We start from the raw sequence: 24628 nt of genomic DNA, 5'->3' as shown, positions 1-24628 counted from the left end.
AGCCCATATCATGGATCTGCCCAAGCTGACCGCCCAGATCCGCGCCTTCGCTGAGGCGCGTGACTGGTTGCCCCATCACACGCCGAAGAACCTGGTGATGGCCATGTCCGTGGAGATGGCCGAGCTGCTCGAACACTTCCAGTGGTTGACGCCACAGCAGGCCGAGCAGTTGGGCCGCGATCCGGTACGGCGCGAGCCGGTGGAGGATGAGATGGCCGACGTGCTGATCTATATGCTGCGGCTTGCCGATGTGCTCGGCGTCGACCTGGAGCGCGCCATCCACGCCAAGATGATCAAGAACGCACTCAAACATCCCGCCGTTCCGCGCTGAACGCAAGGGCAGCCCGGGCCTGTGCCTGCCACCACCGCGCTGCGTGGCGGCTACCCCACCCGGCGGCGCGTGGCCCAGAATCCTTCGCCGGTGTAGAGGATCAGCGCCGCCCAGATCAGTGCAAAGCCGATGGCGCTGTCGCGTCCGAACGGTTCGTGCCAGAGCAGGATGCCCAGCAACAGCTGCACCGTCGGCCCGCTGTACTGCAGGATGCCCAGCAGCGACAGCGGGATACGCCGCGCCGCTGCCGCGAACAGCAGCAGCGGCACCGCGGTGAAGGGCCCCGCCATCAGGCACAAGAGCTGCACCCAGCCCGTGGCCGTGACCACAGCTGCATCGCCGCGTGCAACCAGCATCCCAAGCGCCAGTGCTGCCAGCGGAAAGAGGAGCAGGGTCTCCAACGTAAGGCCCTCGAGTGCCCCCAACTGCGCTGTCTTGCGCAGCAGGCCGTACAGCCCGAACGACAGTGCCAGTGTCAGCGCGATCCAGGGCAGCGATCCGGTACGCCAGGTCAGCCAGCCGACGCCGCCCGCCGCGACGGCCACCGCCAGCCACTGGCCGATCCGCAGTCGCTCCCCCAGCACCAGCACGCCGAGCAGCACGCTGACCAGCGGGTTGATGAAGTAACCCAGGCTGGCGTCGATCACCCGGCCGGCCTGCACCGCCCAGATATAGGTGAACCAATTGGCCGCCAGCAGGACCGCGCTGGCGGTGAAGCGCCCGAGCAGCTGCGGCTGGCGCAACGCTTCGCCCAGCCAGTGCCAGTGGCGTCGTATTGCCAGGATCAGCCCCAGGAAGACTAGCGACCAGACCATCCGGTGCAGCAACACCTCGGGCGCGGGAATCCCCTGCAGCGCCTTGAGAAACAGCGGCAGCAATCCCCACATCAGATAGGCGGACAAGGCATACAGAATGCCGCGTTGCATAGAGGCTCCGGTGACGGTTGGGGAAAAGGGACAGCATAGACGCCCGGCGTGACCGGGGCGCTTGCGAGCGGGACGGGCCGAGCCGTGCCGAAGCACGGGTGGCCCATGCAGCCTAGCCCGCCCATGGCAGGCCGCGCCAGGGTCGACCGGCCTGCTGCCGCGGTGCGAGGGGACAATTGCGCAACACGGGCAATCGCACCCGGCCTATGCTCCAAGCGCATGACCATGCGGGGGTTGCGGTGGATCATCCCGGCGCGATGTGCCGACATACCGGGGCGCCGCCCACGCTACACTTGCGGCGCGGCCATGGGGCGCAGCACACAGCAGGTGCCCGACCCGTCGGCCGGCCCGCCGCAGCCGCGCCTTCGCAAAAACGGGCGGGCCGCCGGACGCGCGATGCAGGCCATGCCGCGCTGGCCTTTGAGTGCAACACGGCGCAGCGGGCGCCTTCGGTCAGCCGCCGGGGCCAGGCCATTCCGGGCGCAGCGACGCGGTGCGCCGCATCCCCAAACACACAGTCTTGAAACCCCTGCCAACAGGTTCCGACAATGAAAGCCATCATTTCCGACATGGACGGTGTGATCTACCGCGGCAAGCAGCTGATTCCGGGCGCCAATGAATTCGTGCAGCGCCTGCTTGCCGAGCAGGTCCCCTTCCTGTTCCTGACCAACAATGCCGAGCAGACGCCGCTCGATCTGAAGCTCAAGCTCGAATACCTCGGCATCCGCGGGCTGACCGAGGAGAATTTCATCACCAGCGCCATGGCGACGGCGATGTTCCTCAAGCAGCAGAAGGAGCGCGCGACGGTGTTCGTGGTCGGCGGCGGCGGCTTGATCAACGAGCTGTACAACGTCGGGTTCTCGATCTCCGAGTCGCACCCGGACTACGTGGTGGTGTCCAAGACCACCAGCTTCAGCTTCGAACAGATGAAGAAGGCCGTGCGCCTGATCGACGGGGGGGCCAAGTTCATCGGCACCAATCCGGACATGATCGATCCGGTCGAGGGCGGCAACGAACCGGCGGCCGGCACCATCCTCGCCGCCATTGCCGCCGCGACCGGCAGGCAGCCATACATCGTCGGCAAGCCCAACGCGCTGATGATGACGCTGGCGACACGCAAGCTGGGCGTGCATCCCGAGGAGGCGGTGATGATCGGCGATCGGATGGATACGGACATCGTCGGCGGCATGGAGGCCGGCATGAGCACCGTGCTGGTGCTCTCCGGCGTGACCACGCGCGACATGATCGATCAGTTCCCCTACCGGCCGCAGCACGTATTCGACCACGTCGGGCAGATCGATCCCCATCTGCTGTGAACGGTCGCGGCTGCCGCAATCGCCGGCAGTTGCCGCGCCCGCTACTGCTTGAGCGCGTCCCGGATCTCGCGCAGCAGCAGCACATCCTCCGGCGGCGGTGCAGGCTCGGATGGCGCTGCCGCCGTTTCCTGGCGCCGCAGGTTGTTGATGCCCTTCACCAGCAGGAATACCGCGAATGCCACGATCACGAAGCTGATGGCGGCGTTGACGAACAGCCCGTAGTTCAGCGTGACCGCACCCGCGTCCTGCGCCGCCTTGAGCGTCGCGTAGGGGCCGGCCACCTTGTCGCCTTCCTTGAGCAGCAGGTACAGGTTCGAGAAGTCCACCTTGCCCAGCACCAGCCCGATCGGCGGCATGATCACATCCCTGACCAGCGAATCGACGATCTTGCCGAACGCCGCGCCAATGATCACGCCCACGGCCAGATCGACCACATTGCCGCGTACGGCGAATTCCTTGAACTCCTTCAACATCGACTGCTCCCGGTCATGCGTGAAAGGCAAGCGTAGGCAGAGCGGGTCGCTGCAGTCAAACCCGATCTGGCACTTGCCTGCGTCGCCGGGTGCGTTCCGCACTGCGCCGCAGCGCGAGATAGCAGGTGATCTCCTCCCGGTCGTGGTACAGCTGCTTGGCGGCAAGCGTATAGCGCAGGCCGGCTTCGTCAAGCGCCGATTCGATCAGTGCGAAGCAGCGCTCGATCTCCGGCCAGCGTTTCTTCATCGGCAGCTTCAGATTGAAGACGGCATGGCGCGTATCGCCGCGCACGAACCAATCGGCGATCAGCTTCGCCACGCGCGCCGGCTGTTCCACCATGTCGCAGACCAGCCAGTCGACCGGATGCCTGGGGCGGTAACGGAAACCGTCTTCACGCAGATGCTTCACGTATGGATGAAGCGCCATCGTGCCCTTGAGCGGGCCGTTGTCGATGGCGAAGACCTTCAGGCCGCGCGTCACCAGCTGGAAGGTCCACCCGCCCGGCGCCGCGCCCAGATCCACGCCCACCATGCCCGGCTTGAGGCAATCGTGCGCGTCAGGTACCAGCGTCATCAGCGCCTCGGAGAGTTTCAGGGTCGATCTGCTCGGCGCCTCCGCCGGCATCCTGACCCGGGCAATGCCCAGCGGCCAGGGGCTGGCGTGTGCGGGATCGCTGCAGGCCAGCCACACCCGGTTCAACCCGGTGAAGAAAAGATGCAGGCGGGGGCCGTCGCGCGTGGGATCAAGCATGCCGCGTTCGCGCAGCGCCTGTTCGAGCAGCGGTGTGAAACGGTGGCAAAAGCCCGACAGCGGTTTGCCCTCGTCGCTGTCCGGGTGTTCCAGCCATACCGCTGACCAGGGGCCGCGCCAGTGGGCCGGCAGCGCGGCGATGGCGTCCAGGATGGGCGAGAGCCGATCGCGTTCGCCCAGTTCGACCAACGCCATGCCACGCAGCGCCTGCCGGGCAAAGATCCAGCTGTCGGTGTGCAGCAGCGTGGGCTCCGGCTCTTCCTGCAAAAAGGCAAGCGCATAGCCCGCCGCGCTTTCCCAGCGGGCCTGCAGGCCGCTGCGGGCCTGCCATTCCTGGTAGAGGTCGTTCTCGAAGCCGGAGCGGCAATAAAACAGCACAGCGGTGGCGGGGGTCATGCGCATTTCCTGAGCGGACTGATATCAAGGCAGCGTACCGGTGGCATGCCGGATGCTGCCGCTTGTCCGACGCATAACGCTGTCGGGCTGAGAAATGAAGCCGTATGGCTGCTTACGTATTGCTTTTTTATGAAGCGGGTAAATATTTGCAGTAACTGCATGAAACCTGGGGGCTTCCAACTGGAACGAGGGTGATGAACCTATATCCGAAAGCCAAGGAGGTCAATCAATGCGTGTTATCCGCAAACATCTGGGCGAGATCGGGCTGCTGCTGGCCTTGGTTGGAACAACGGCCTGGGCGGCACAGACGCCGGAATTCGTGACCGGGGGGATCGGGGATGAGGAAAGCAGCGCGTTGCAGGCGGTCAAACCGCAATACAACCTGCATCTGCTGCTGACCGAGAAAAGCGGGGCGTACCTGTCCGGGGTGCAGGTCACCATTGCAGACCGCCATGGCAGCACGGTGCTCGACACCCAGGCCAAGGGACCTTATCTGTGGGTGAAGTTGCCGCAAGGCACCTATCGCGTGTCGGCCACCCTGGACGGCGCGACATTGGACCGTACGGTCAATATCAAGGGGCAGCGCACCAGTACGGTGCACCTGACGTGGTAGTCGATCGATTGCTTGCCGGGGACGGCCGAGCGAGGAGGGCACAATGTGGGCTAAGAAACTCGTCGGACTATGGTTGATGGTGATCGCCGGTTTTCTGGCATCCAGTTCATGGTTGCACAAACTGACCATGCATAAGGACTCCCACAGTGCACCGCCGCCGATGCAGCGCGGGTAGCCATCCAGCAACAGGCCTGTACATCAGGCCTGTCTGCTTTATGGTACGCCGGCCCGCCGGCGGCGCTGTGGCGTGGCGAATGCGGGTCCGCCCTTGGTATACGGTGATGCGGATGCCGATTGTCAGGTGAGAAGACCGCGTTCGTCAGCCATCATGTTGCAATGCCACATAAACGCCTGGGCCGTGTTGCGATAAGCCAAGCCAGGATATATAAATCACTTAATGTGCACTGCAACATGAGCCGGTCCGTCGCGAAGTTCAACCGGCTCATGGTGTAGTGCGCAGCTTGGTGCTTCACGGCGCCGTCCCTCCGGCATGGACCGTATCGCCATGCCAACTCTTACAGGACGCTCTCCGGAGCGTCCTTTTTTATGGCGGGGTCGGCCTGCTTTTCGAATTCTTCCCACTGTGCCGGATAGTGCGCCTGCAACACGCGTCCCAGGCGTTCGACGATGCCTTGCAGCTTGCCCATCACCTCAAAGCTGTTGAGCTCGTAATAGGCATAACGCCCCTGTTGCGTGCAATTAACCACACCTGTTTCGCGCAGGAACTTCAAATGGCGCGATACCACGGAGCGATCCTGTGGAAAGAATGCCTTGATTTGCATGATGCTAAGGCGCCCATGCTGTAACAAAATTGAAACAATGCGTTGGCGGGTGGGTTCCGATAGGGCTTTGAACAGGCCGGATTCAAGATCCGCCTGCAGCAAGGTGAGGGTTTCGTTTACCGGTTCGGGCCCGGCTGGCGCGGTAGTAACGCCGTCTTGGCGTATGGACATCGGATCTCCCTGGAGAATTGGCGAGTAAAAACCCGTTGCCCTTGCGGCAACTCGGTAAAGGGGCACGGCAATGCATGGCAGGCACGCCGGCTGTAAGCCCCGGGCGTCCGAGTCTTATAAGGCATTCATTGAGCATCCGGGGTTAAAATTCATTAATGCGTCCCAGTGTCGATCCCAACGGCATGGACGAGTTATGACGCAGGTATTGCAATAGCGGTTTTAATGGATTGCAGGTGCCTGTCGATATGGGCAGCGCATCGTTGAAGCACGCATTTCGTGGTATTTGGCGAATTGCAAATCGGATCAATGGCAGGCGTAATCAAACATACCCGGTTTCGGGGCCAAAAAACATGCCAATTGCCTGCACCGGCAACAGCACATCGTAAGAGGCCGGCCAATTGCGCATCCTGATACCGTATTCCCAGCGCTTCCAGGTCTTTCGCAAGGGCACAGAGCCGGTGACAGGAAAATACCGGCGCGTCGGTAACGGGCGGCAGGCGCTGAGGGGTGGCACGTCGAGTGCGTGGTCTATCCTTGCCTTTGCCCGTTTACAACATATGCAACGATGCCATGCGTTGTGGTAGGCCGATCTTGATCACCGGCATGGCGACGAGGGCGGCTGGTTACCATGCTGAGGCTGTTGCATGATCTGCTGGCCGTGCGCTGTGGGCAGGCTGGATCCGGGCGCACGGTCGGCGCAGCCTGAGCGGGGCACGTTGCAGTTGCATCAGGCACCCCGTATACCATCAGAGGGCGCGGATGGTGCGTTTGGGCAGATTGCCGGCGGGCATGATGCAGTCAGGCTCGCGATAATGTAAGTTATCTCTCGGGCGGAACCTGCATGGCATGAGCTTGGCGGTGCCGCCGAACTGTTTGTGGTCTATTCCGGCGATTGGTGTCGTGGCTTTCAAGCCGTTGCGTCTATTGCCGCAGCGCGACCGGCAAGGGCGCCGTATGGGCCTGCTGTGCAGACAGCTGTTGAATCGGTGCCCGGCCGCCCGGCAAGCAAGGCCGGTGGTGGGCATGTGCATCCAAAGGGGACGGATCAAATGAAAAAAGCCGTGTTGCTAGCAATGGCGTGTTGCGTGGCCGCATCTGCCGGTGCGGAGATCTACAAATGGAAAGACGCTGACGGGCGGGTGCACTACTCGGATTCGCCACCGCCCGGGGTCGGCAAGAAGGCCCAGGTGATCAATACCAAGGAACTGCCGGTCAGCTCGCTGCCGCTGGATCGCGGCACGACCCAGCCAGCCCAGACCGCCCAACCGCCGGCGCAGGCGGGCGCGCAGCCACCGGCGCAGAAGCAGGCGGAAGCCGCGAAGGATCCGCAGGCATGCGAGGCGGCGCTCAAGCGGGCCAGCTTTCTCAAGAACAACAAGCTGTTCAAGGCGATCAATGAGAAAGGCAACGTCGAGTTCATGGACGACGAGAAGCGCAAGCGTGAGCTGGCCGAGATCGATGCCACGGTCAAGCAGCACTGCGGCACGCCGTCCGAGCAGCAGTAGACAGCCCTGGATGCGCACCTTTGGCAAAGGCCCCTATTGATCGGCTGTGGCCTCTTGCGGCGACGGTGGTGTGATGCGCGACGAGATGTACCAGAGATGGCCGAACGGGTCGATCAGCGTACCGCTGCGATCGCCATAGGGCTTGTCCACAACCGGATCGCGTGCCCGTGCGCCGGCCCGGATGGCGCGCGCGAAGCTGGCATCGGCATCGTCGACATACAGCAGTAGACCTACAGTGCTGCCGCCCCGTGTCCTGGGACTGAGCACCTCCAGTTCCGGATACTCGCTTGCCAGCATGAAAGGCTGGCCGCGGATGCGCAGCTCGGCGTGTCCGATCCGTTCCCCGTCCTGCATCACGGAGCAGACCTGGGCGTCAAAGGCGTGTTGGTAGAACGCCAGTGCGCCAGCGGCGTCGTGGACGAACAGGTAGGGGATGATCGGACGATGGTCCCGGAGGAGGGGGTCAAGCGGATCGGGCATGGTCAGGCTCCAAGGGCGGGGCGGCGGTGTCGCCGCCCCGACAGGACAGATCAGCGGGGCACCACACGCAACACTGCGCCAGGGTCCGCGTCGGTCAGCAGGTAGACCCAGCCGTCCGGTCCCTGGCGCACGTCGCGCACCCGCTGCTCCAGGTCGGTGAGCAAGCGCTCCTCACCGACGATGCGTTCGCCATCCAGCGCAAGCCGCACCAGCATCCGGTCCTTGAGCGCACCGACCAGCAGGCTGTCTTTCCAGCCGGGGTAGCGCTGCCCGGTGTAGAACGCCATCCCCGAGGGGGCGATCGACGGGTCCCAGTGATGGCGCGGTTGTTCCATGCCGGGCTTGGCCGTGCCTTCGCCGATCTTGAGCCAGGTGTAGTCACGGCCGTAGGTGATGACCGGCCAGCCGTAATTCCGGCCGGCCTGCACCACGTTGACCTCGTCGCCGCCGCGCGCGCCGTGGTCCACCAGCCAGAGCTGCCCATCCGCCGGATTGATCGCGGCACCCTGCGGGTTGCGATGGCCATAGCTCCAGATCTGCGGCAGAGCGTCCGATTTCGCCTTGAACGGGTTGTCGGCCGGCACGCTGCCGTCCGGGGCGATGCGCACCACCTTGCCCAGCGTCATGCCCAGCTGCTGCGCGTTGTCGCGCTGCTTGCGCTCGCCCAGCGTCACGAACAGCGTGCCGTCCCGCGCGAAGGCCAGCCGGCTGCCGAAATGGTTGTCGCCCGAGACCTTGGGCTGCTGCCGGAAGATCACCTTGAGCTGCTGCAGGCTGGCGTGGCCGCCCGCTTCCTGCAGCGTGGCCCGTGCCACTGCGGTGCCGGCAACGCCCTTGTCACCCGGCTCGGCATAGCTCAGGTAGATCAGCCGGTTCTGTGCGTACTGCGGGTCCAGTGCCACATCGAGCAGGCCGCCCTGGCCGCTGGCGAACACCGTGGGAATGCCGGCCACCGGCGCGCCGGGTTTGCCATCACGCCCGATGATGCGCAGCCGGCCGGGACGTTCGGTGACCAGCATGCGCCCGTCGGGCAGGAAGGCGAGCGACCAGGGGTGCGCAAGGCCGGTGACAACGGTCTGGACGGTGTAGGCATCGGACTGGGTGGGCTTGGGCACTGCCTGCGCCAGCGGCGACAGGATGAGCAGGCTCCCCGACAGGCAGCCTGCCAGCAGGCGCGCACTCATGCCGCACCCTGCAGCAGCTCACGCAGCACGAAGGGCAGGATGCCGCCGTGCCGATAGTAGTCCACCTCGATCGGCGTATCGATGCGGCAGCGTACCGCCACGTGTTCGATGGCGCCGTCGGCGCGGTGGATCACCAGCGTCAGGTCCTGCTGCGGCTTGAGTTCCTCATCCACCCCGAGCACATCGAATGTCTCGGTGCCGGTCAGCCCCAGCGTTTCGGCGCTGTCGGTGCCTTTGAACTGCAGCGGCAGCACGCCCATGCCGACCAGATTGCTGCGGTGGATGCGCTCGAAGCTCCGGGCCACAACCGCCTTCACCCCCAGGAGCTGGGTGCCCTTGGCAGCCCAGTCGCGGCTGGAGCCGGTGCCGTATTCCTCGCCGGCGATCACCACGGTGGGCGTGCCGCGCTGCTGGTAGGCTGTGGCGGCTTCGAACACGCTGACCTGCCGGCCGTCCAGCAGCGTAAAGCCGCCCTCGACGCGGGTGCCGTCCTCGCGTGGTGGCAGCATCAGGTTCTTCACCCGCACATTGGCGAACGTGCCACGGATCATGATGTCGTGGTTGCCGCGCCGGCTGCCGTAGCTGTTGAAATCGGCACGCTCGACCCCGTGTTCGCGCAGGTATTGCCCGGCGGGCGTACCTTCACCGAACGAGCCGGCCGGGCTGATGTGGTCGGTGGTCACCGAATCGCCAAGGATCAGCAGCGCACGCGCGCCCTTGACATCGCCGATGGTGCCCGGCTGCATCGAGAAGCCGTCAAAGAACGGCGGGCACGCGATATAGGTCGACTCCGGCCAGGAATACACCTGACCCACCGGCGCCGGGATCGCGTTCCACAGGTCCAGATCCTTGGCGAAGTCGCGATACAGTCGTCGGAATACCTCCGGGTCCAGCGCGAACGGCAGCAGGGCGTTGATCTCCTCGCTGCTGGGCCAGATGTCGCGCAGGTAGACGGGGTTGCCGTCCCGGTCGAGCCCGAGCGGATCGTGTTCCATGTCGATATGCACCGTGCCGGCGATGGCAAACGCCACCACCAGTGGCGGGCTGGCCAGATAGTTGGCGCGGATGTTGGGATGGATGCGCGCCTCGAAATTGCGGTTGCCCGACAGCACCGCAGCCGCGATCACATCCTGCTGCACGATGGCCAGGTTCAATTCGGGCGTCAGATCGCCCGCGTTGCCGATACAGGTGGTGCAGCCATAGCCCGCCAGTGCAAAGCCCAGCTGGGCGAGCGGTTGCAGCAGGCCGGCCTTTTCAAGGTATTCGGTGACCACGCGCGAGCCCGGCGCCAGGCTGGTCTTGATATGCGGCTTGACGGTGAGCCCCTTTTCCAGCGCTTTCCTGGCCAGCAGCCCTGCCGCCAGCAGCACGCCGGGATTGGAGGTGTTGGTGCAACTGGTGATGGCGGCGATCAGCACATCCCCGTGCCCCACGTCGACGCCCACGTCATGCCCGGTGTCGACCTGGTCGGGTGTAGGGCGGTTGTCGATCATCTCCCGTTCGTGGCGCGGCAGCCCGGTCTGGCTGTGGTGCTGGTTGTCCGCCGGTGGCTGCTCGGCCACATAGCCGACCCGGACGCGCTCGCTCAACTGCGCCCCGGTCTTGCCAAAACCGTTCTTCGCCACCGGCGCGCTGAACAGGCTGGCGAAGGTCTTCTTCATCTCCGGCAGCGGGATGCGGTCCTGTGGGCGCTTGGGGCCGGCCAGGCTGGGCACGATGGTGGACAGGTCCAGCTTGAGCTGGCGGCTGTAATCGATCTCACCTGCCTGCGGCACACCGAACAGGCGCTGGGCCTTGAAGTAGGCTTCGAAGGCTTCGATCTCCGATTCGAGCCGGCCGGTGCCGCGCAGATAGGCCACGGTCTTGTCGTCCACTGGGAAGAAGCCCATGGTCGCGCCATATTCGGGCGCCATGTTGGCGATGGTGGCGCGGTCGGTGACACTGAGGCTGGCTGTGCCGGCGCCGAAGAATTCGACGAACTTGCCGACCACCTTCTCGCGGCGCAGCAGTTCGGTCACCGTCAACACCAGATCGGTCGCGGTCACGCCTTCGCGCAATGCGCCGGTCAGTTCCACCCCCACCACGTCCGGCGTGAGGAAATAGACCGGCTGCCCGAGCATGGCTGCCTCAGCCTCGATGCCGCCCACCCCCCAGCCCACCACGCCGACCGCATTGATCATCGTGGTATGGCTGTCGGTGCCGACCAGCGTATCCGGATAGGCAATGCCGTCCTTGTTCTGTACACCGCGGAACAGGTACTCCAGGTTGACCTGGTGCACGATGCCGACCCCTGGCGGCACCACCTTGAAGGTGTCGAACGCCTGCATGCCCCACTTCATGAACTGATAGCGCTCGCGGTTGCGCGCGAACTCCAGCAGCATGTTCTGCCGCAGGGCATCGGGCGTGCCGTACACATCGACCTGCACCGAGTGGTCGACCACCAGATCCACCGGCACCAGTGGTTCGATCACATTGGGATTCCTGCCCGCCGCCTCGGCCGCACTGCGCATCGCAGCAAGGTCGGCCAGCAGCGGCACACCGGTGAAATCCTGCAGCACCACGCGCGCGACCACGAACGGGATCTCGTCGACGCGGTCGGCCACGGCCTGCCAGTTGGCCAGCTGGCGCACATGCTCTTCGGTCACCTTCTTGCCGTCGCAGTTGCGCAGCACGGCTTCGAGCACGATGCGGATCGAGACCGGCAGCCGCGACACCGGGCCGACGCCGGCGGCTTCAAGCGCGGGCAGGCTGTAGTAGCGGAAGCTTCCGCCCCCGGGCAAGGCGAACGATTGCAGGGTGTTGTGCAGCGAGTGAGGCATGACAGGCTCCCAAAGGTGGCAAGCAGCGGGGCTGCTCGATGAAGGCTGGGTTTTATGCGTTTCAATCTTTACCGATGCTGACGCTGATGCAAGTTCATCTTTACCAAACAGCGGTGCGGCGACAGTGTTCCGGCAAAAAGTAGGGCCCGCCCAAAGTAGACTGTGCTGCAGCGAGCGTGGCGGGTACGGCCCGGCTGGGTAACAACGGTACAGGTTGAAATGGGCTGGGCTGCCAGCCTCACCGGCAGGCTAGCGGCGATGCAGTCATGAAGGTCCGCCGGCTTGCCCGGCCTGCGCTGCGCTTTCCAGCCACTGGCAGAATGCGAGGATCGCCGGATCGTCCATCGCGGTCCGGGGCGTGATCCAGCAATAGCCGCGCACCGGCGCGCGCGGGCCGGGCAGCGGGGCGATCAGCCGCCCGCGGTCGATCTCCGGCTGGATCATCGGCAGCGGACCCAGCACCACGCCCAACCCATCCATGGCCGCCTGCAATGCCAGATAGAAGTGGTCGAACTGCTGGGTGGCGGCTGGCTTGAGTTCGGGCACGCCGGCCAGTGTCAGCCAGCGCTGCCAGGCCGTGGGACGGGTGTCGGCCTGCAGCAGCGTATGCTGCGCCAGGTCGGCCGCCGTGGCGATCGGAGTCGTCTCAAGCAATGCCGGGCTGCACAACGGCAACTCCCATTCGTCCATGAACGGTTTGCTCACATAGCCCGGCCAATCGCCCGGGCCGCGGCGGATCGCGATATCGAACGGGGCTTCCAGCCGGCCGATGTCGCGGTCCGAGGTCATCACCCGCAGCGCGATATCTGGATGCGCGCGCTGGAATCGCGCCAGCCGTGGCAGCAGCCAGTGCATGGCCAGCGTGGGCGTGGAATTGAGCACCAGCCGGCGCTGCCGTGACGGCTCGCGCAATTGCGCGGTGGCATTGGCGATGATGTCGAGCCCGTCCTGCACCTGCACCAGATAGCGCCAGCCGGTGTCGGTCAGCTTGACCCGGCCACCCTTGCGTTCGAACAGCGGGGTACCAAGCCATGCCTCCAGCTGCTTGATCTGCTTGCTGATCGCACCGTGGGTGACAAAGAGTTCGTTGGCTGCGGCGGAAAAGCTGCCCAGCCGCGCCGCGGCCTCGAAGGCGGGCAGGGCGTTCAGCGGCGGCAGGGCCTGGCTCATGCGTCACCCGTGCTGACGATGGCGCGCTGGCCGCTTGTGACCACATGGAACCCGGTCCGGTGGGTGAAGCGGGGCAGGGCGGAAGGCCGGTAACGGCGGATGGGCGGTGTTCGGCGCGACATCGGGCTGGCTGCGGGATGATCCGTAACACTGTGAGTTTAGCTCACACTCGCTGTGGCGATTACTCGTTTGTGTCATATCGCGCTTTCTCGTACTCTCTGCGCCAAGCTCACGAAGCTGCGGCCCGGCCCGGGCGGCAGCCGGCGCCAACCCGTAACCGCAAAGGTCGATCATGCTTCAAGCCTATCGCCAGCACGTGGCAGAACGTGCCGCTCTTGGTATCCCCCCGCTTCCGCTCACCGCCCAGCAGACCGCCGAACTCGTCGATCTCTTGAACAATCCGCCTGCCGGCGAAGGGGCATTCCTGGTCGAGCTGATCACGCATCGCGTGCCGCCGGGTGTGGACGATGCCGCCAAGGTCAAGGCTGCGTTCCTCGCTGCAATCGCCCAGGGCAAGGCCGCCTGTACACTGATCAGCCGGGCCAAGGCGACCGAGCTGCTGGGTACCATGCTGGGTGGTTTCAACATCAAGCCGATGATCGACCTGCTCACCGACACCGAAGTGGGCGCCGTGGCGGCCGAGGGCCTGAAGAAGACCCTGTTGATGTTCGACTATTTCCACGATGTGAAGGCGCTGGCCGATGCCGGCAACGCCAACGCCCGCGCCGTGATCCAATCGTGGGCCGACGCCGAGTGGTTCACCGGCCGCCTGGCCGTGCCCGAGAAGATCACCGTCACCGTGTTCAAGGTGCCCGGCGAGACCAACACCGATGACCTGTCGCCCGCGCCGGATGCCTGGTCGCGCCCGGACATCCCGTTGCATGCGCTGGCCATGCTGAAGAACACCCGTCCCGGCGCGGCCTTCGTGCCCGAGGAGGACGGCAAGCGCGGCCCGATCCAGTTTCTGCGGGACTTGGCTGCCAAGGGCCATCCGGTCGCCTACGTCGGCGATGTGGTCGGTACCGGCTCGTCGCGCAAGTCGGCCACCAACTCGGTGTTGTGGTGGACCGGCGATGACATCCCGTTCGTGCCGAACAAGCGTTTCGGCGGTGTATGCCTCGGTGGCAAGATCGCACCCATCTTCTTCAACACCCAGGAAGACTCCGGCGCGCTGCCGATCGAAGTGGACGTCTCGGGACTGGAGATGGGCGATGTGATCGACATCTACCCCTACGCCGGCAAGATCGAGAAGAACGGCGCCGTCGTCGCCGAGTTCGCCGTCAAGTCCGAGGTGATCTTCGACGAAGTGCGCGCCGGCGGCCGGATCAACCTGATCATCGGCCGCGGCCTGACCGCCAAGGCGCGTGAAGCGCTGGGCCTGCCGGCCTCGACCGTGTTCCGGCTGCCGCAGGCGCCCACCCAGTCCAGCAAGGGTTTCACGCTGGCGCAGAAGATGGTCGGCCGCGCCTGCGGTCTGCCCGAAGGCCAGGGCGTGCGCCCGGGCACCTATTGCGAGCCACGCATGACCTCGGTCGGCTCGCAGGACACCACCGGCCCGATGACCCGCGATGAACTCAAGGATCTCGCGTGCCTGGGCTTCTCGGCTGACCTGGTGATGCAGTCGTTCTGCCACACCGCGGCCTACCCCAAGCCCGTGGACGTGAAGATGCACCACGAGCTGCCCGAATTCATCCGCAACCGCGGCGGCGTATCGCTCAAGCCCGGTGACGGCGTGATCCACTCCTGGCTCAACCGGATGCTGATGCCCGATACCGTGGGTACCGGCGGCGACAGCCATACCCGCTTCCCGATCGGCATCTCGTTCCCGGCAGGCTCCGGCCTCGTGGCCTTTGCCGCTGCAACCGGCGTGATGCCGCTGGACATGCCCGAGTCGGTGTTGGTGCGCTTCAAGGGCCAGCTGCAGCCTGGCATCACGCTGCGCGATCTGGTCAACGCCATTCCGCTGTACGCGATCAAGCAAGGGCTGCTGACGGTGGCCAAGGCCGGCAAGAAGAACATCTTCTCCGGCCGCATCCTGGAAATCGAAGGGCTGCCGGACCTGAAGGTGGAGCAGGCGTTCGAGCTGAGCGACGCCTCCGCCGAGCGCTCGGCCGCCGGCTGCGCGGTGCACCTGGACAAGGCGCCGATCATCGAATACCTCAACTCCAACATCGTGCTGCTGAAGTCGATGATCGCCAACGGCTATGGCGACGCCAAGACGCTGGCGCGGCGCATCAGGAAGATGGAAGAGTGGCTGGCCAACCCGCAGCTGCTCGCGCCCGATGCCGATGCCGAATACGCCGCGGTGATCGAGATCGACCTTGCGGACGTGACGGAGCCCATCCTGGCCTGCCCGAACGATCCGGACGACGTGAAAGTGCTCTCGGAAGTGGCCGGTACCAAGATCGATGAAGTGTTCATCGGCTCGTGCATGACCAACATCGGGCACTTCCGCGCCGCCGGCAAGCTGCTGGAAGGCAAGCGCGACATCCCGGTCAAGCTGTGGATCGCCCCGCCCACCAAGATGGATGCCGAGCAACTGACCGAGGAAGGCTACTACGGCACCTTCGGCAGCGCCGGCGCACGCACCGAGATGCCCGGCTGCTCGTTGTGCATGGGCAACCAGGCGCAGGTGCGCGAAGGCGCGACCGTGGTCTCGACCTCGACCCGCAACTTCCCGAACCGGCTGGGTAAGAACACCAATGTGTTCCTCTCGTCGGCCGAGCTGGCCGCCATTGCCTCGCGCCTCGGACGCATCCCGACCGTGGCCGAGTACATGGCCGACATCGGCGTGATCAACGAGAAGAGTGCCGAGGTGTACCGCTACCTCAACTTCGACCAGCTGCCGCGTTACCAGGCCGAGGCCGACAAGGCCAGCGTCTGATCGGCGCATCCCGATGCAAAAGCCCACCGCATCGCGGTGGGCTTTTTGTTGCCCGGCGTGGCTGCCGTGCGGCCGTGACGGTCAGCGCTTGTGCGCCACCACGAAGATACGGCGGTACGGCAGCAGGGTCACCCCGCCGCGCTGCGGATAGGCAGCGGCAAGCCGAGGCTTGAGCGCAGCCGAGAATTCGGCCCACGCCTCATCGTCAAGTGCCGCACGCAAGGGGCGCAGTGCGGTGCCGGACAGCCAGGTGAACACCGCATCGTCGCCGCCGAGCACATGCAGGTAAGTGGTCTCCCAGACATCGATCGTGCTGCCGGCGTCCAGCAGCAGGCGGGCGTATTCGTCGGGCGTGGACACCGGATTGTCGCGCCAGTGCGCCAGCAGCTGGCTCTGCCACGGTGCCGAGCGCACCAGTTCGTCCACCAGCCGGTGTGACGGGGCGCCGAAGTTGGCCGGTACCTGGAATGCCAGCCAGCTCCCCGGTGCGAAGGCCGCCATCCAGCGTGCCAGCAAGGCGTCGTGCTCCGGTACCCATTGCAGCACCGCATTGCTGATCACCACGTCGATGTCGGCCGCGGGCAGCCAATCCCGCGCGTCCAACCGGCTGACCGCCAGCCCGCGCGCCTGCGCCGCCGCCACCATGGCGGCATCCGCATCAAAGCCTTCGATCCGTGCCCCGGGCCAGCGCTGCGCCAGCGTGGCGGTCAGGTTGCCCGGTCCGCAGCCCAGGTCGATCACGCGCTGCGGCGAGGGCGCACCGATCCGCGCGACCAGGTCGTGAAAAGGGCGCGCACGCTCATCGGCGAATTGCAGGTACAGCTCGGGGTTCCACATGGGCGTTCCTTGTCTGGTCTGGCGGGAATGGTCCTGCGAGGACGCGGCAGGCGGGACTGCTGCGGTGCAGGGCAGGGCCGATTGTAGCGGGATGCATCCCGGCGGCGTCAGCCGGTGCGCGGCGTTCGTCGGGCAGCCGCTCAGCGGGCCTGTGCCACGATGGCAAGCATGCCCGGCGCGTCGGCCGGGGCGGGCACGATGGCGTGGCACGCCAGCGCCACTGCAGGCAAGGCGGCGCAGCAGGTGGCAACAATCTGTTCAAGCCGGGCGGGGTCCGGCGGCGCGTATACCAGCAGCACGCTTCCCCGCGGTGCCAGCCAGGGCCGCAGCGCGCCGAACGACGGGGCTGGCTTGAGCCAAAAGGCATTGACGTTCACGGCGAAGATGCTGTCGAAGGCGCCGCTGTCGAATGCCATGGTCTCGAATTCACCCTGCAGCAGCGCCATCCGGCCGCACGCCTGCACGGCACGATGGCGTGCGGCGCAGGCGGCGATGGCCTTTGCGGAACGGTCCACGCCGACGATGTGCCCATCCTGCCCAAGCTGCGGGCTGACCAGTCCGAGCGCCACGCCGCTGCCACAGCCGATTTCCAGGATGCGTTGCCCTGGTGTGGGGGCCAGCAGCCGGGCGGCCCAACGCAGTCGTGCCGGGACGGCGCTCACGATGCATCCTGGCGGGCGGCAGCCCGCGATGCCACGGCACCGGTTGCCATCGTATGCATCTGCGTTCCGCTCTCCCGTTCAACGCTGCAGGCGGCCCGATCGGCGTGCCGGTTGCGAGTGCATGCCCTTGCTGAGCGCGGCGGCGAGCAGCGCGGCGGCACCGGCCAGCAGCAGGTATCGGGCCGGGCGGTGCGTGGCGAGCCAAGTATAGGGACTATGCCGGACCGCGACATCGTTGAATTCGCCGTGCACCGCGTTGTCGTCGGTCAGCGGTTGCCAGAACGCATTGCGGTCCTGCGGCAGTTTGGCCTCGTCGCTGCGTTGGCCGCGAAAGCCGAACAGGCCCACCAGCACGTCCATCAGCGTCGGACACAGCTTGTGCAGCGAAATGAACATCTGGCCGGCGCCGCCGACGATGATGTCGCGCTGCGGATGTGTCGCGGCCCGGACGATGGCATCGGCGACCAGCTCGGGTTGATAGATCGGCGGCGGCGCGGCCGGCTTGACGCCGATCTTGGACAGGCCCTTGCGGAACAGCGGGGTGTTGATCGCTGCCGGCATCACATTGACCACGTCCACCGGCACCCCGTCGTGCTTGAGCTCCACCCGCAATGCGTCCAGGAAGCCGGGGATCGCATGTTTGGAGCAGGCGTAGGCCGATTTGTATGGAAAGGCGCGGATGGCCTCGATCGACGAGACGTGGATCAGCGTGCCGCCCGCCGGGTTGCCGCGCAGGTGCGGCAGCGCCGCCATCGCGCCGTGCACCTGGCCCATGGTGTTCACATTCAACGAATGCTGGAATTCGGCCGGGGTCAGGTCCTGGAAGCGGCCGACCACATACACTGCCGCCACCTGCACCCAGGTATCGAGCGTGCCGAAGGTACGTACCGCGAAGTCCGCTACGGCCGTGACCTGCGCGAAATCCGCAGCATCCGCCACCATCGCCGCCGCCTGGCCACCTTGTGCGGTGATCTGCTCCACCAGCGAATCGAGCCCCGGCTTTCCCCGCGCGGCCACCACCACCCGTGCGCCGGCCTGCGCAAAGCGCAGCGCGGTTGCCCGGCCGATGCCGCTGGATGCGCCAAACACCACCACCACCTGTTGTGCCAGGGCTTTGCGTCGCATGTCGTTCTCCTTGTGGAAACAGTGCCAGCACGCATAGCAGGATGGGTGCCAGGCCGGCGCAATGCCATCGCTGGCGCACAGCGTCGCTGCCGCTGCAGCTTTTACCGGCGGGGCCGTAGAAGTTACAGGGTGTGTGTGGGCCGGCTGGCGGGCGGCGAGGGTGGCGGTGCCGGGAGCGGTTCTTGCTTCGAAGCGGGCCGATCTGATCGAGGGAGCAACAGGATGACGGAACGGTCCAATCGCAGCGTGCAGGTCGGCGTGGCGCTCGCGGCGGCGTGCGCACTGACCGCATGGTGGTTCAACCGCAAGGCCCGGCAGGCCGAGGCCGCGCACCCGCCGACGGGAGGCTTTGTCACGGTGGACGGGGTACGGCTGCATTACATCGAACAGGGCAGCGGCGAGCCGGTGGTGCTGCTGCACGGCAACGGTGCCCTGGCCAACGACTTCGCCGGCAGCGGCCTCGTGGCCGACCTGGCCCGCAGCTATCGGGTGATCGCGTTCGACCGCCCCGGATTCGGCTACAGCGAGAATGCCGGCTCGCTGCTGCACGATCCGCGCCGCCAGGCTGCGCTGCTCGGGCGGGCATTGCAGCAGCTGGGGGTGGCGGACCCGGTGCTCGTCGGCCATTCCTGGGGCACGCTGGTTGCGCTGGCTCTGGCACTCGAAGGCCCGGTGCGGCCACGCAAGCTGGTGCTGTTGAGCGGCTACTACTATCCGCAGCCACGGCTGGACGCGTTGTTGATGGGTGCGCCGGCGCTGCCGCTGTTGGGCACGCTGTTGCGCTATACGCTGTCGCCATTGTTGAGCCGGCTGATGTTGCCGGGGCTGACGCGCAAGCTGTTCTGGCCGCACAAGGTGCCGGCGGCCTTTGAGCGGCATGTGCCTGCCGGCCTGATGCTGCGGCCATGGCAGCTCAAGGCGGCCGGTCAGGAAAGCGCCGGCCTGATGACGGCGGCGGCCCGGCTGGCGCCGCATTACCGGCATCTACAGGTGCCGGTGGTGCTGCTGTGCGGCAGGGAGGACCGGGTGATCGATCCGGACAAGCACAGCCTGCGGCTGCATCGGGAGCTGCCCGGCAGCGTGCTCAAGGCGCTGCCCGGCATGGGCCATATGCTGCACTACATCGCCCCGGGCGAGGTGGCAGCGGCGGTGCGCGCCGAGACGCTGGGCTGAGTACCCTCAGCCGGCGCGCGGGATCAGCACCGTGACACGGGTGCCATGCGGTGCCACCGGTTCGATGGCGAACTGCCCTTTGCGCGCCAGCACCCGGTGCCGCATGCCGATGATGCCGTGCCGGTACGGGGGTTGCACCGTACCGGCCGGCATGCCGATCCCGTCGTCCTCGACCGTGAGCACGATATTCGCCTCGTCGACTGCCAGGCGCACCATGACCCGACTGGCCTGCGCGTATTTGCTGGCGTTGGTCAGGGCTTCCTGGGTGATGCGGAACAGCGTGATCGAGAGATCCTCGCCCAGCGTGAGGTCCTCGGGTGGCAGGTCCAGCGCCAGTTCCCACTGGTTGAGTGCGGCGCGTTCCCGGACCAGTTCCTGCAGCGTGACCACGAGGCCGAAATTGGACAGCAGCGTCGGGCGCATCCCTTCCATGATGCGACGCTTGAGCTGGATGCCCTGATCCAGATTGTCCTGGATGCGCTGCAGCTTGGTGCCGGCGGTCGCCGGCCATTCGCTGATGGTGCGCTGCAGCCACGAGATGTCGATGCGGATCGCGGTGAGCAGCGCGCCCAGCTCGTCGTGCAGCTCGCGCGCGAGGTCCGCCTTCTCACGCTCGCTCAGATCCTGCAGGTGGCCCGCCAGCTCCTCCAGCTCGGCGGTACGCGCCTGCACCAGCGCTTCCAGGTTGATATGGCTGCGTTCCAGCTCCTCGGTGAGGGTGCGCTGCAACTCCAGGCTTTCCTGCAGCAGCCGCGCCTTGCGCTTGAGCATGGATTCGCGTTTGTGCGCAGCGCTGGCGTCGTTCACCTGGATCAGGCAGTGGCGCCCGGACGGGCCGGCCAGCGGGATGACATGCACGTGCTGCAGCAGCGACGCCGCGGCAGACAGCGGGATGGTGAACAGCGGCAGCGGTGCATCGTGCAGCGATTGCGACAGCACTGCCGGGTGGCCTTGGTGGAGCGCGGCGCGTACGGTCTCATGGAAGTAGCCGCCCGCCAGTTGCGGGAACAGCTCCAGCAGCGGCCGCCCCCGGGCTGCATCGGCCGTCACGCCCGAATGCGCCTCGATCCAGCTGTTCCACAGCCGCACCCGCTCGTCCTGGTCGAGCACGATGACGCCGACGTTGAGCGCAGCAAGCGCGAGGAGGCCCAGATCATATTGCGAGTGCAGCTCGCCCTGCGTCATGTTCAAGCTCCCGCTCCCGCATCGGCCAGGAAGCGGTTGATGCTATCGGTGAAGCCGGTGAACGAGGCCACGTCCTGCAGGAACACCACGTAGCCTTGGATGGCGTAGCGCTCCACGCTGAAATTGATATGCAGCAGCAGCACCAGTTCGTCATGCTCCGGCCGGTCGCCATGGAAGATATCGGTGCAGGTGCCCAGCCGGAACAGCGGCAGGCCGATCGAGAATTCGCCCCGCAGCAGGTTGGCCAGCGTGCCGATGCAGGCATTGAGGATGATGTTGCCCACCTCGGTCAGCGCCTCCTGCTCCATTTCGGTGATGTCCTCGAGCGGCACCACGTCGCCGATCATCAGCCGCACCAGTTCCAGGCTGCGCATCTCGGGAAAGATCAGCAGCGCATCGGCATCGAAATCGCCACGCACCGTCTGCATCACGCTGCAGATGCGCTCCCCGCCGTCGCCCATCAACAGCGCCGCCTCGCTGCGCTGCACGAAACGCATCTGCGGCACGCTGAGCGCGACTTCCTCATTGACCATCCGGCTCAGCGTCGAGGCGGCGCGTCCCATCGCGATATTGAAGAATTCGGTCAGCGTGTCCTGCTGCAGCGGGGTCAGCGCGATGTTCATGGCGCAAGCCCGAACAGGATCTTGTCCACGCCCGCGCGCGTCACCGGCTTTTCAACCATGGCGACAAAGAAGATGCCCAGCGCCTGGACCTTCTGCCGGATGCTGTCCTGCACGTTGGCCGTCAGCACGGCCAGCTTGGCCGAAGGGCATTGCGCATTGAGCGCGACTGCGGCTTCCAGTCCGTTCATGCCGGGCATGTTCAGATCCAGCGTGATCAGGTCGGGCCGGGTGGTACCGACCAATTCCAGCGCCGCCTCGCCGCTGGCGGCTTCCAGGATGGTCCAGTCCGGATGGCGCTCGACGATCAGGTTGCGGATCAGCATGCGCGACAGCGTACTGTCGTCGACGATCAGGACGGTCTTGGTCTGGGATTGGGTCATGGCGCCTCCTTCAGGGCCTGGCCACCCGGCGCGCTGCCCGCGCCGGGGTCGGTGGAACAATTCAACAGGGGCATCACGAAGCGCGCGGTCCATGGATCCTGCGGCGGCGCGAGCAGCGGGCGCCCGCCCGCCAGCAGCAGCTGCAGGACGGCGCAATGCAGGTGCCGGCAACCCGAAAGATCGATGCCGGCCCGCGGTTCGGCAAACAGCAGTTGCGCCAGCGGCGCCACGTCGTCGATGCCGCAGACGCCGGTCAGCCGAAGGATACCGTCTGTGAGGTCGCAAGGCATCAGATCAGTCCATCCGGGTTGAGGATCAGCAGGATGCTGCCGTCGGCCAGCAGCGCGGTGCCGTCGTAGCACGCCACGCCGGCCAGGACGCCGGACGGGGGCCTGACCGTCACTTCCTGGCTGTCGTGCACCGCGTCGAGCGCCAGCGCGACCGGGCCGTGGCGCGTGACGGTGATGACCGCTGTCGCCGGATGGGCGGGCGGGCAGGGCAGTCCGAGCGCCTGGGCCAGATCCACGAGCGGCACCACTTCGCCGCGCCAGTGCAGCGCCAGGCTGGATTTCACCTGATGCAGCGCCTGCGGCTGCGGCTGGATTACTTCGAGCAGGTGGGCGATGGCAATGCCGAAACGTTGGCCGGCCGCTTCCACCACCAGCGCCTGGGTCAACGCGCGTTGCAACGGCAGCGACAAGCTGACCGTGGTGCCGCCGCCTGCCACGCTGTCGAGCGTGACACTGCCGCCGGCCGCGCCGACGGCATGGCGCACCGCGTCCATGCCCACGCCACGCCCGGATACCTCGGTGACTGTCGCCGCGGTGGAGAAACCGGGCGTGAACACCAGCTGCATCGCCTGCGCGTCGGACAGCGCGGCAAGCCGGTCGGGTGGCTGCAGCCCACGGGCGAGCGCGCGCTGCCGTACCTGCGCGACGTCGATACCGCGTCCGTCGTCGATCACTTCGACCTGCAGGCGCTCGGGGGTCTGGCGGGCGCGGATGGTGAGGCTGCCGCCACCGGGCTTGCCCTGGGCCCGCCGCTCGCTGGCAGGCTCGATGCCATGGTCCAGCGCATTGCGCGACAGGTGCAGCAGCGGCTCGTACAGCGTGTCGGCGATCTCCTTGTCGACGCGGATCGACTCGCCTTCCAGCGCAAGTGTCACCTCCTTGCCCAGTTGCCGCGCCAATTGCCGCACCAGCCGCGGCAGGCGCTGGAATACGTTGGCCAGCGGCACCAGCCGTGCCTCCTGCAGCGCTTCCTGCAGCGCGCGCACCTGGCTGTCCAGTCGCTCATGCCAGCCTGCCAGGTCGCGGGCAAAGGCAGCCTCGCCACCCCGGGCCGACGCGCGCTGCGCCAGCTCGCCCAGCGCGTTGCGGCTGACGGCAAGCTCGGCCGCACTGTCCGCAAGGCGATCCAGCAGGGCGGGGGCGATCCGCAGCGCCTCCTGGCGCACACCGGACGGCTCGCCCGATGATGGCGCAGGGGCGGGCGCTTGCGGTGCCGCCAGCTGTGCAAGCAGCGCCGCGAGCCGCTGCTGCAGCGCCGGTGCGCCGTTGTGGCTGTCCCAGCCGGCCAGCGGATCGGGTTGCCCCAGCAGCGCGCAGCAATTGCGCATCACGGTGGCGACCGAATGCAACGGCCCGTCCTCGCCGTGTCCGATCGCGTGCGTCAGCAGCGCCTGTTGCTGCCGCAGCAACGCCAGCGTCGGTTCGAGCGCCGGCGATGGCCGGGCCGTCGGGGCGGGCAGTGCGCACCACGCCGCCTGCCCGGCCAGCGGGCGCAGCGCGGCCGCGACGGCCTCGTCCGACGCACCCGAGACGGCGTGGAACACCAGATGGCAGTGGAACGGGTCGAGCGCGGCGAGCGCATCGCGCGCGGGGGCATCGATGGCCAGATCGATGAGCTCGGGAAGCTGGCGCAGTGTGTAAAGTGGGTCTTCGCCGCTGAAGAAGCACGCCGGATCGGGGGCATAGCGCACATAGACGCGTGCGTCGGCATGGGCGGCAAGCCGGGTACGCAGCGCGGCGGGCAGCGAGTCGAATGCCGCCGCGGCCGTGTGCTGCTGCGCCGGCCTTGCCGATTGCGGGTCGAGGGCATGCACATGCTGCTGTGCCGCCGGGTCGGCCTGGTGCGGCAAGGCGTGGCCGTCGAATGCCTCCAGCCAGTCGGCGACATCGTCGAAGGCGGCGCCAAGTGCATCGATCTCGCTGGCGGACAGCCGATGTGTGCCCTGCTGCGCCTGCATCAGCAGGTTCTCCGCTGCATGGGTGATCGCCAGGATGGGCTGCAGCTCAAACAGTCCGCACGAGCCCTTGATGGTGTGGACCATCCGGTGGGCCTCGTCGAGCGCGTCGCGTGCGTCCGGTTGTTGCGCCAGCTGTGCCAGCGCCCGCGCCAGCGTCAGCAGTTGCTCGCGGGTTTCGTCGAGGAACTGGGCCAGCAGCCGGTCCGGATCAGACATCGGCACCGCCCAGCATGCGTGCGTACAACGTGAGTTCCTCGGGCGTGACCGGCTTGGTGAGCATGAAATTGGCGCCGGCGGCGATGGCCCTGGCCTGTTGCGCCGGCCCGCTCTCGGTGGTGATCACGATGGCGGGGATGCCTGCCAGCGAGGCCGCCTGCCGCAGCGCCGTCAGCAGCGAGTAGCCATCCATCCGCGGCATGTTCACATCGATGAGAAACAGGTCGTAGCGGCCCGAGAGCGCCTTTTCCAGCCCTTCCATGCCGTTGGCCGCCTCGTCGGCGACAAAGCCCGCGGCTTCGAGCACCTGCCGGTGGTAGCTGCGCACTGTGACCGCGTCATCGACGATCAGCACGCGCTTCATGGCCGGACCCGGAC

The 24628-nt window shown here is 66.4% G+C and carries 23 protein-coding genes; 6 read left to right on the top strand and 17 right to left on the bottom strand.

The features are described from left to right. Positions 1–10: 10 nt before the first annotated feature. Entirely contained in the window at positions 11–331 is a 321-nt protein-coding gene (locus tag N8I74_RS12655; RefSeq protein WP_263123468.1) for a nucleotide pyrophosphohydrolase, read from the top strand. 50 nt (positions 332–381) lie between these two features. Here N8I74_RS12655 and rarD read toward each other — a convergent pair whose 3' ends face one another. Further along, positions 382–1257 carry an EamA family transporter RarD gene (gene rarD / locus N8I74_RS12650; protein WP_263123467.1) on the bottom strand — a complete coding sequence of 292 codons (876 nt, stop codon included), beginning with the start codon at positions 1255–1257 and terminating at the stop codon, positions 382–384. A gap of 548 nt (positions 1258–1805) precedes the next feature. Between rarD and N8I74_RS12645 the strand changes: the two genes are divergently transcribed. Then, positions 1806–2573 (top strand): HAD-IIA family hydrolase, encoded by a 768-nt coding sequence (locus N8I74_RS12645; protein ID WP_263123466.1) that lies wholly within the window; start codon positions 1806–1808, stop codon positions 2571–2573. Positions 2574–2614: 41 nt separating this feature from the next. Here N8I74_RS12645 and mscL read toward each other — a convergent pair whose 3' ends face one another. Together mscL and rlmM are read right to left on the bottom strand one after the other, a co-directional pair. Further along, positions 2615–3046: a large conductance mechanosensitive channel protein MscL gene (mscL, locus tag N8I74_RS12640; protein ID WP_263123465.1), complete on the bottom strand. Its 432-nt coding sequence runs from the start codon at positions 3044–3046 to the stop codon at positions 2615–2617. Positions 3047–3101: 55 nt separating this feature from the next. Beyond that, positions 3102–4193, bottom strand: coding sequence for a 23S rRNA (cytidine(2498)-2'-O)-methyltransferase RlmM (gene rlmM, locus N8I74_RS12635; RefSeq protein ID WP_263123464.1), 1092 nt, complete (start codon positions 4191–4193; stop codon positions 3102–3104). Between the two features lie 229 nt (positions 4194–4422). On the opposite strand from rlmM, the gene N8I74_RS12630 reads away from it, so the two are divergent. Then, complete coding sequence (locus tag N8I74_RS12630; protein ID WP_263123463.1) at positions 4423–4806, top strand: peptidase associated/transthyretin-like domain-containing protein; 384 nt, start codon at positions 4423–4425, stop codon at positions 4804–4806. 515 nt (positions 4807–5321) lie between these two features. Here N8I74_RS12630 and N8I74_RS12625 read toward each other — a convergent pair. Further along, complete coding sequence (locus N8I74_RS12625) at positions 5322–5759, bottom strand: ArsR/SmtB family transcription factor (protein ID WP_263123462.1); 438 nt, start codon at positions 5757–5759, stop codon at positions 5322–5324. 1049 nt (positions 5760–6808) lie between these two features. On the opposite strand from N8I74_RS12625, the gene N8I74_RS12620 reads away from it, so the two are divergent. After that, the gene (locus N8I74_RS12620; RefSeq protein ID WP_308445854.1) at positions 6809–7264 is read left to right on the top strand and encodes a DUF4124 domain-containing protein; all 456 of its coding nucleotides are present in this window, start codon (positions 6809–6811) and stop codon (positions 7262–7264) included. Positions 7265–7297: 33 nt separating this feature from the next. On the opposite strand, the gene N8I74_RS12615 is transcribed toward N8I74_RS12620, so the two are convergent. The 4 genes from N8I74_RS12615 to N8I74_RS12600 all read right to left on the bottom strand — a co-directional run bounded on the left by N8I74_RS12615 (position 7298) and on the right by N8I74_RS12600 (position 12917). After that, complete coding sequence (locus N8I74_RS12615; protein ID WP_263123461.1) at positions 7298–7744, bottom strand: VOC family protein; 447 nt, start codon at positions 7742–7744, stop codon at positions 7298–7300. Positions 7745–7794: 50 nt separating this feature from the next. Beyond that, positions 7795–8928 (bottom strand): PQQ-dependent sugar dehydrogenase, encoded by a 1134-nt coding sequence (locus tag N8I74_RS12610; RefSeq protein ID WP_263123460.1) that lies wholly within the window; start codon positions 8926–8928, stop codon positions 7795–7797. Then, complete coding sequence (gene acnA, locus N8I74_RS12605; protein WP_263123459.1) at positions 8925–11747, bottom strand: aconitate hydratase AcnA; 2823 nt, start codon at positions 11745–11747, stop codon at positions 8925–8927. Before acnA ends, N8I74_RS12610 begins: the two co-directional genes overlap by 4 nt. A 264-nt stretch (positions 11748–12011) precedes the next feature. Then, entirely contained in the window at positions 12012–12917 is a 906-nt protein-coding gene (locus N8I74_RS12600; RefSeq protein WP_263123458.1) for a transcriptional regulator GcvA, read from the bottom strand. A 292-nt stretch (positions 12918–13209) separates the two neighbouring features. Between N8I74_RS12600 and acnB the strand changes: the two genes are divergently transcribed. Then, positions 13210–15801 (top strand): bifunctional aconitate hydratase 2/2-methylisocitrate dehydratase, encoded by a 2592-nt coding sequence (acnB, locus tag N8I74_RS12595; protein ID WP_263123457.1) that lies wholly within the window; start codon positions 13210–13212, stop codon positions 15799–15801. An 81-nt stretch (positions 15802–15882) separates the two neighbouring features. Here the strand turns inward: acnB and N8I74_RS12590 are convergent, their stop codons facing one another. The 3 genes from N8I74_RS12590 to N8I74_RS12580 all read right to left on the bottom strand — a co-directional run bounded on the left by N8I74_RS12590 (position 15883) and on the right by N8I74_RS12580 (position 18425). Beyond that, positions 15883–16638 (bottom strand): trans-aconitate 2-methyltransferase, encoded by a 756-nt coding sequence (locus tag N8I74_RS12590; protein WP_263123456.1) that lies wholly within the window; start codon positions 16636–16638, stop codon positions 15883–15885. Between the two features lie 140 nt (positions 16639–16778). Beyond that, complete coding sequence (locus N8I74_RS12585; protein WP_263123455.1) at positions 16779–17300, bottom strand: class I SAM-dependent methyltransferase; 522 nt, start codon at positions 17298–17300, stop codon at positions 16779–16781. Positions 17301–17378: 78 nt separating this feature from the next. Continuing rightward, positions 17379–18425, bottom strand: a complete 1047-nt coding sequence (locus tag N8I74_RS12580) for an SDR family oxidoreductase (RefSeq protein WP_263123454.1) — start codon at positions 18423–18425, stop codon at positions 17379–17381. Between the two features lie 222 nt (positions 18426–18647). Here N8I74_RS12580 and N8I74_RS12575 point away from each other — a divergent pair, with 222 nt between their 5' ends. After that, entirely contained in the window at positions 18648–19598 is a 951-nt protein-coding gene (locus tag N8I74_RS12575) for an alpha/beta fold hydrolase (RefSeq protein ID WP_263123453.1), read from the top strand. A 6-nt stretch (positions 19599–19604) separates the two neighbouring features. On the opposite strand, the gene N8I74_RS12570 is transcribed toward N8I74_RS12575, so the two are convergent. Genes N8I74_RS12570 through N8I74_RS12545 form a run of 6 tightly spaced genes read right to left on the bottom strand, consistent with a single transcriptional unit; the run spans position 19605 to position 24614 of the window. Further along, positions 19605–20783, bottom strand: coding sequence for a sensor histidine kinase (locus N8I74_RS12570; RefSeq protein ID WP_263126749.1), 1179 nt, complete (start codon positions 20781–20783; stop codon positions 19605–19607). A 2-nt stretch (positions 20784–20785) separates the two neighbouring features. After that, positions 20786–21406: a chemotaxis protein CheC gene (locus N8I74_RS12565; RefSeq protein ID WP_263123452.1), complete on the bottom strand. Its 621-nt coding sequence runs from the start codon at positions 21404–21406 to the stop codon at positions 20786–20788. Further along, positions 21403–21786 (bottom strand): response regulator transcription factor, encoded by a 384-nt coding sequence (locus tag N8I74_RS12560; RefSeq protein WP_263123451.1) that lies wholly within the window; start codon positions 21784–21786, stop codon positions 21403–21405. The genes N8I74_RS12565 and N8I74_RS12560 overlap by 4 nt, the downstream gene beginning before the upstream one ends. Next, positions 21783–22076 (bottom strand): hypothetical protein, encoded by a 294-nt coding sequence (locus N8I74_RS12555; protein WP_263123450.1) that lies wholly within the window; start codon positions 22074–22076, stop codon positions 21783–21785. The genes N8I74_RS12560 and N8I74_RS12555 overlap by 4 nt, the downstream gene beginning before the upstream one ends. Then, positions 22076–24250 carry a chemotaxis protein CheA gene (locus N8I74_RS12550; RefSeq protein WP_263123449.1) on the bottom strand — a complete coding sequence of 725 codons (2175 nt, stop codon included), beginning with the start codon at positions 24248–24250 and terminating at the stop codon, positions 22076–22078. The genes N8I74_RS12555 and N8I74_RS12550 overlap by 1 nt, the downstream gene beginning before the upstream one ends. Then, positions 24243–24614, bottom strand: coding sequence for a response regulator (locus N8I74_RS12545; protein ID WP_263123448.1), 372 nt, complete (start codon positions 24612–24614; stop codon positions 24243–24245). Before N8I74_RS12545 ends, N8I74_RS12550 begins: the two co-directional genes overlap by 8 nt. Positions 24615–24628 lie beyond the last annotated feature (14 nt).

It is taken from the genome of Chitiniphilus purpureus, assembly GCF_025642115.1.
Lineage (GTDB): Bacteria > Pseudomonadota > Gammaproteobacteria > Burkholderiales > Chitinibacteraceae > Chitiniphilus > Chitiniphilus purpureus.
This window is presented reverse-complemented; position numbering and strand designations above follow the sequence as displayed.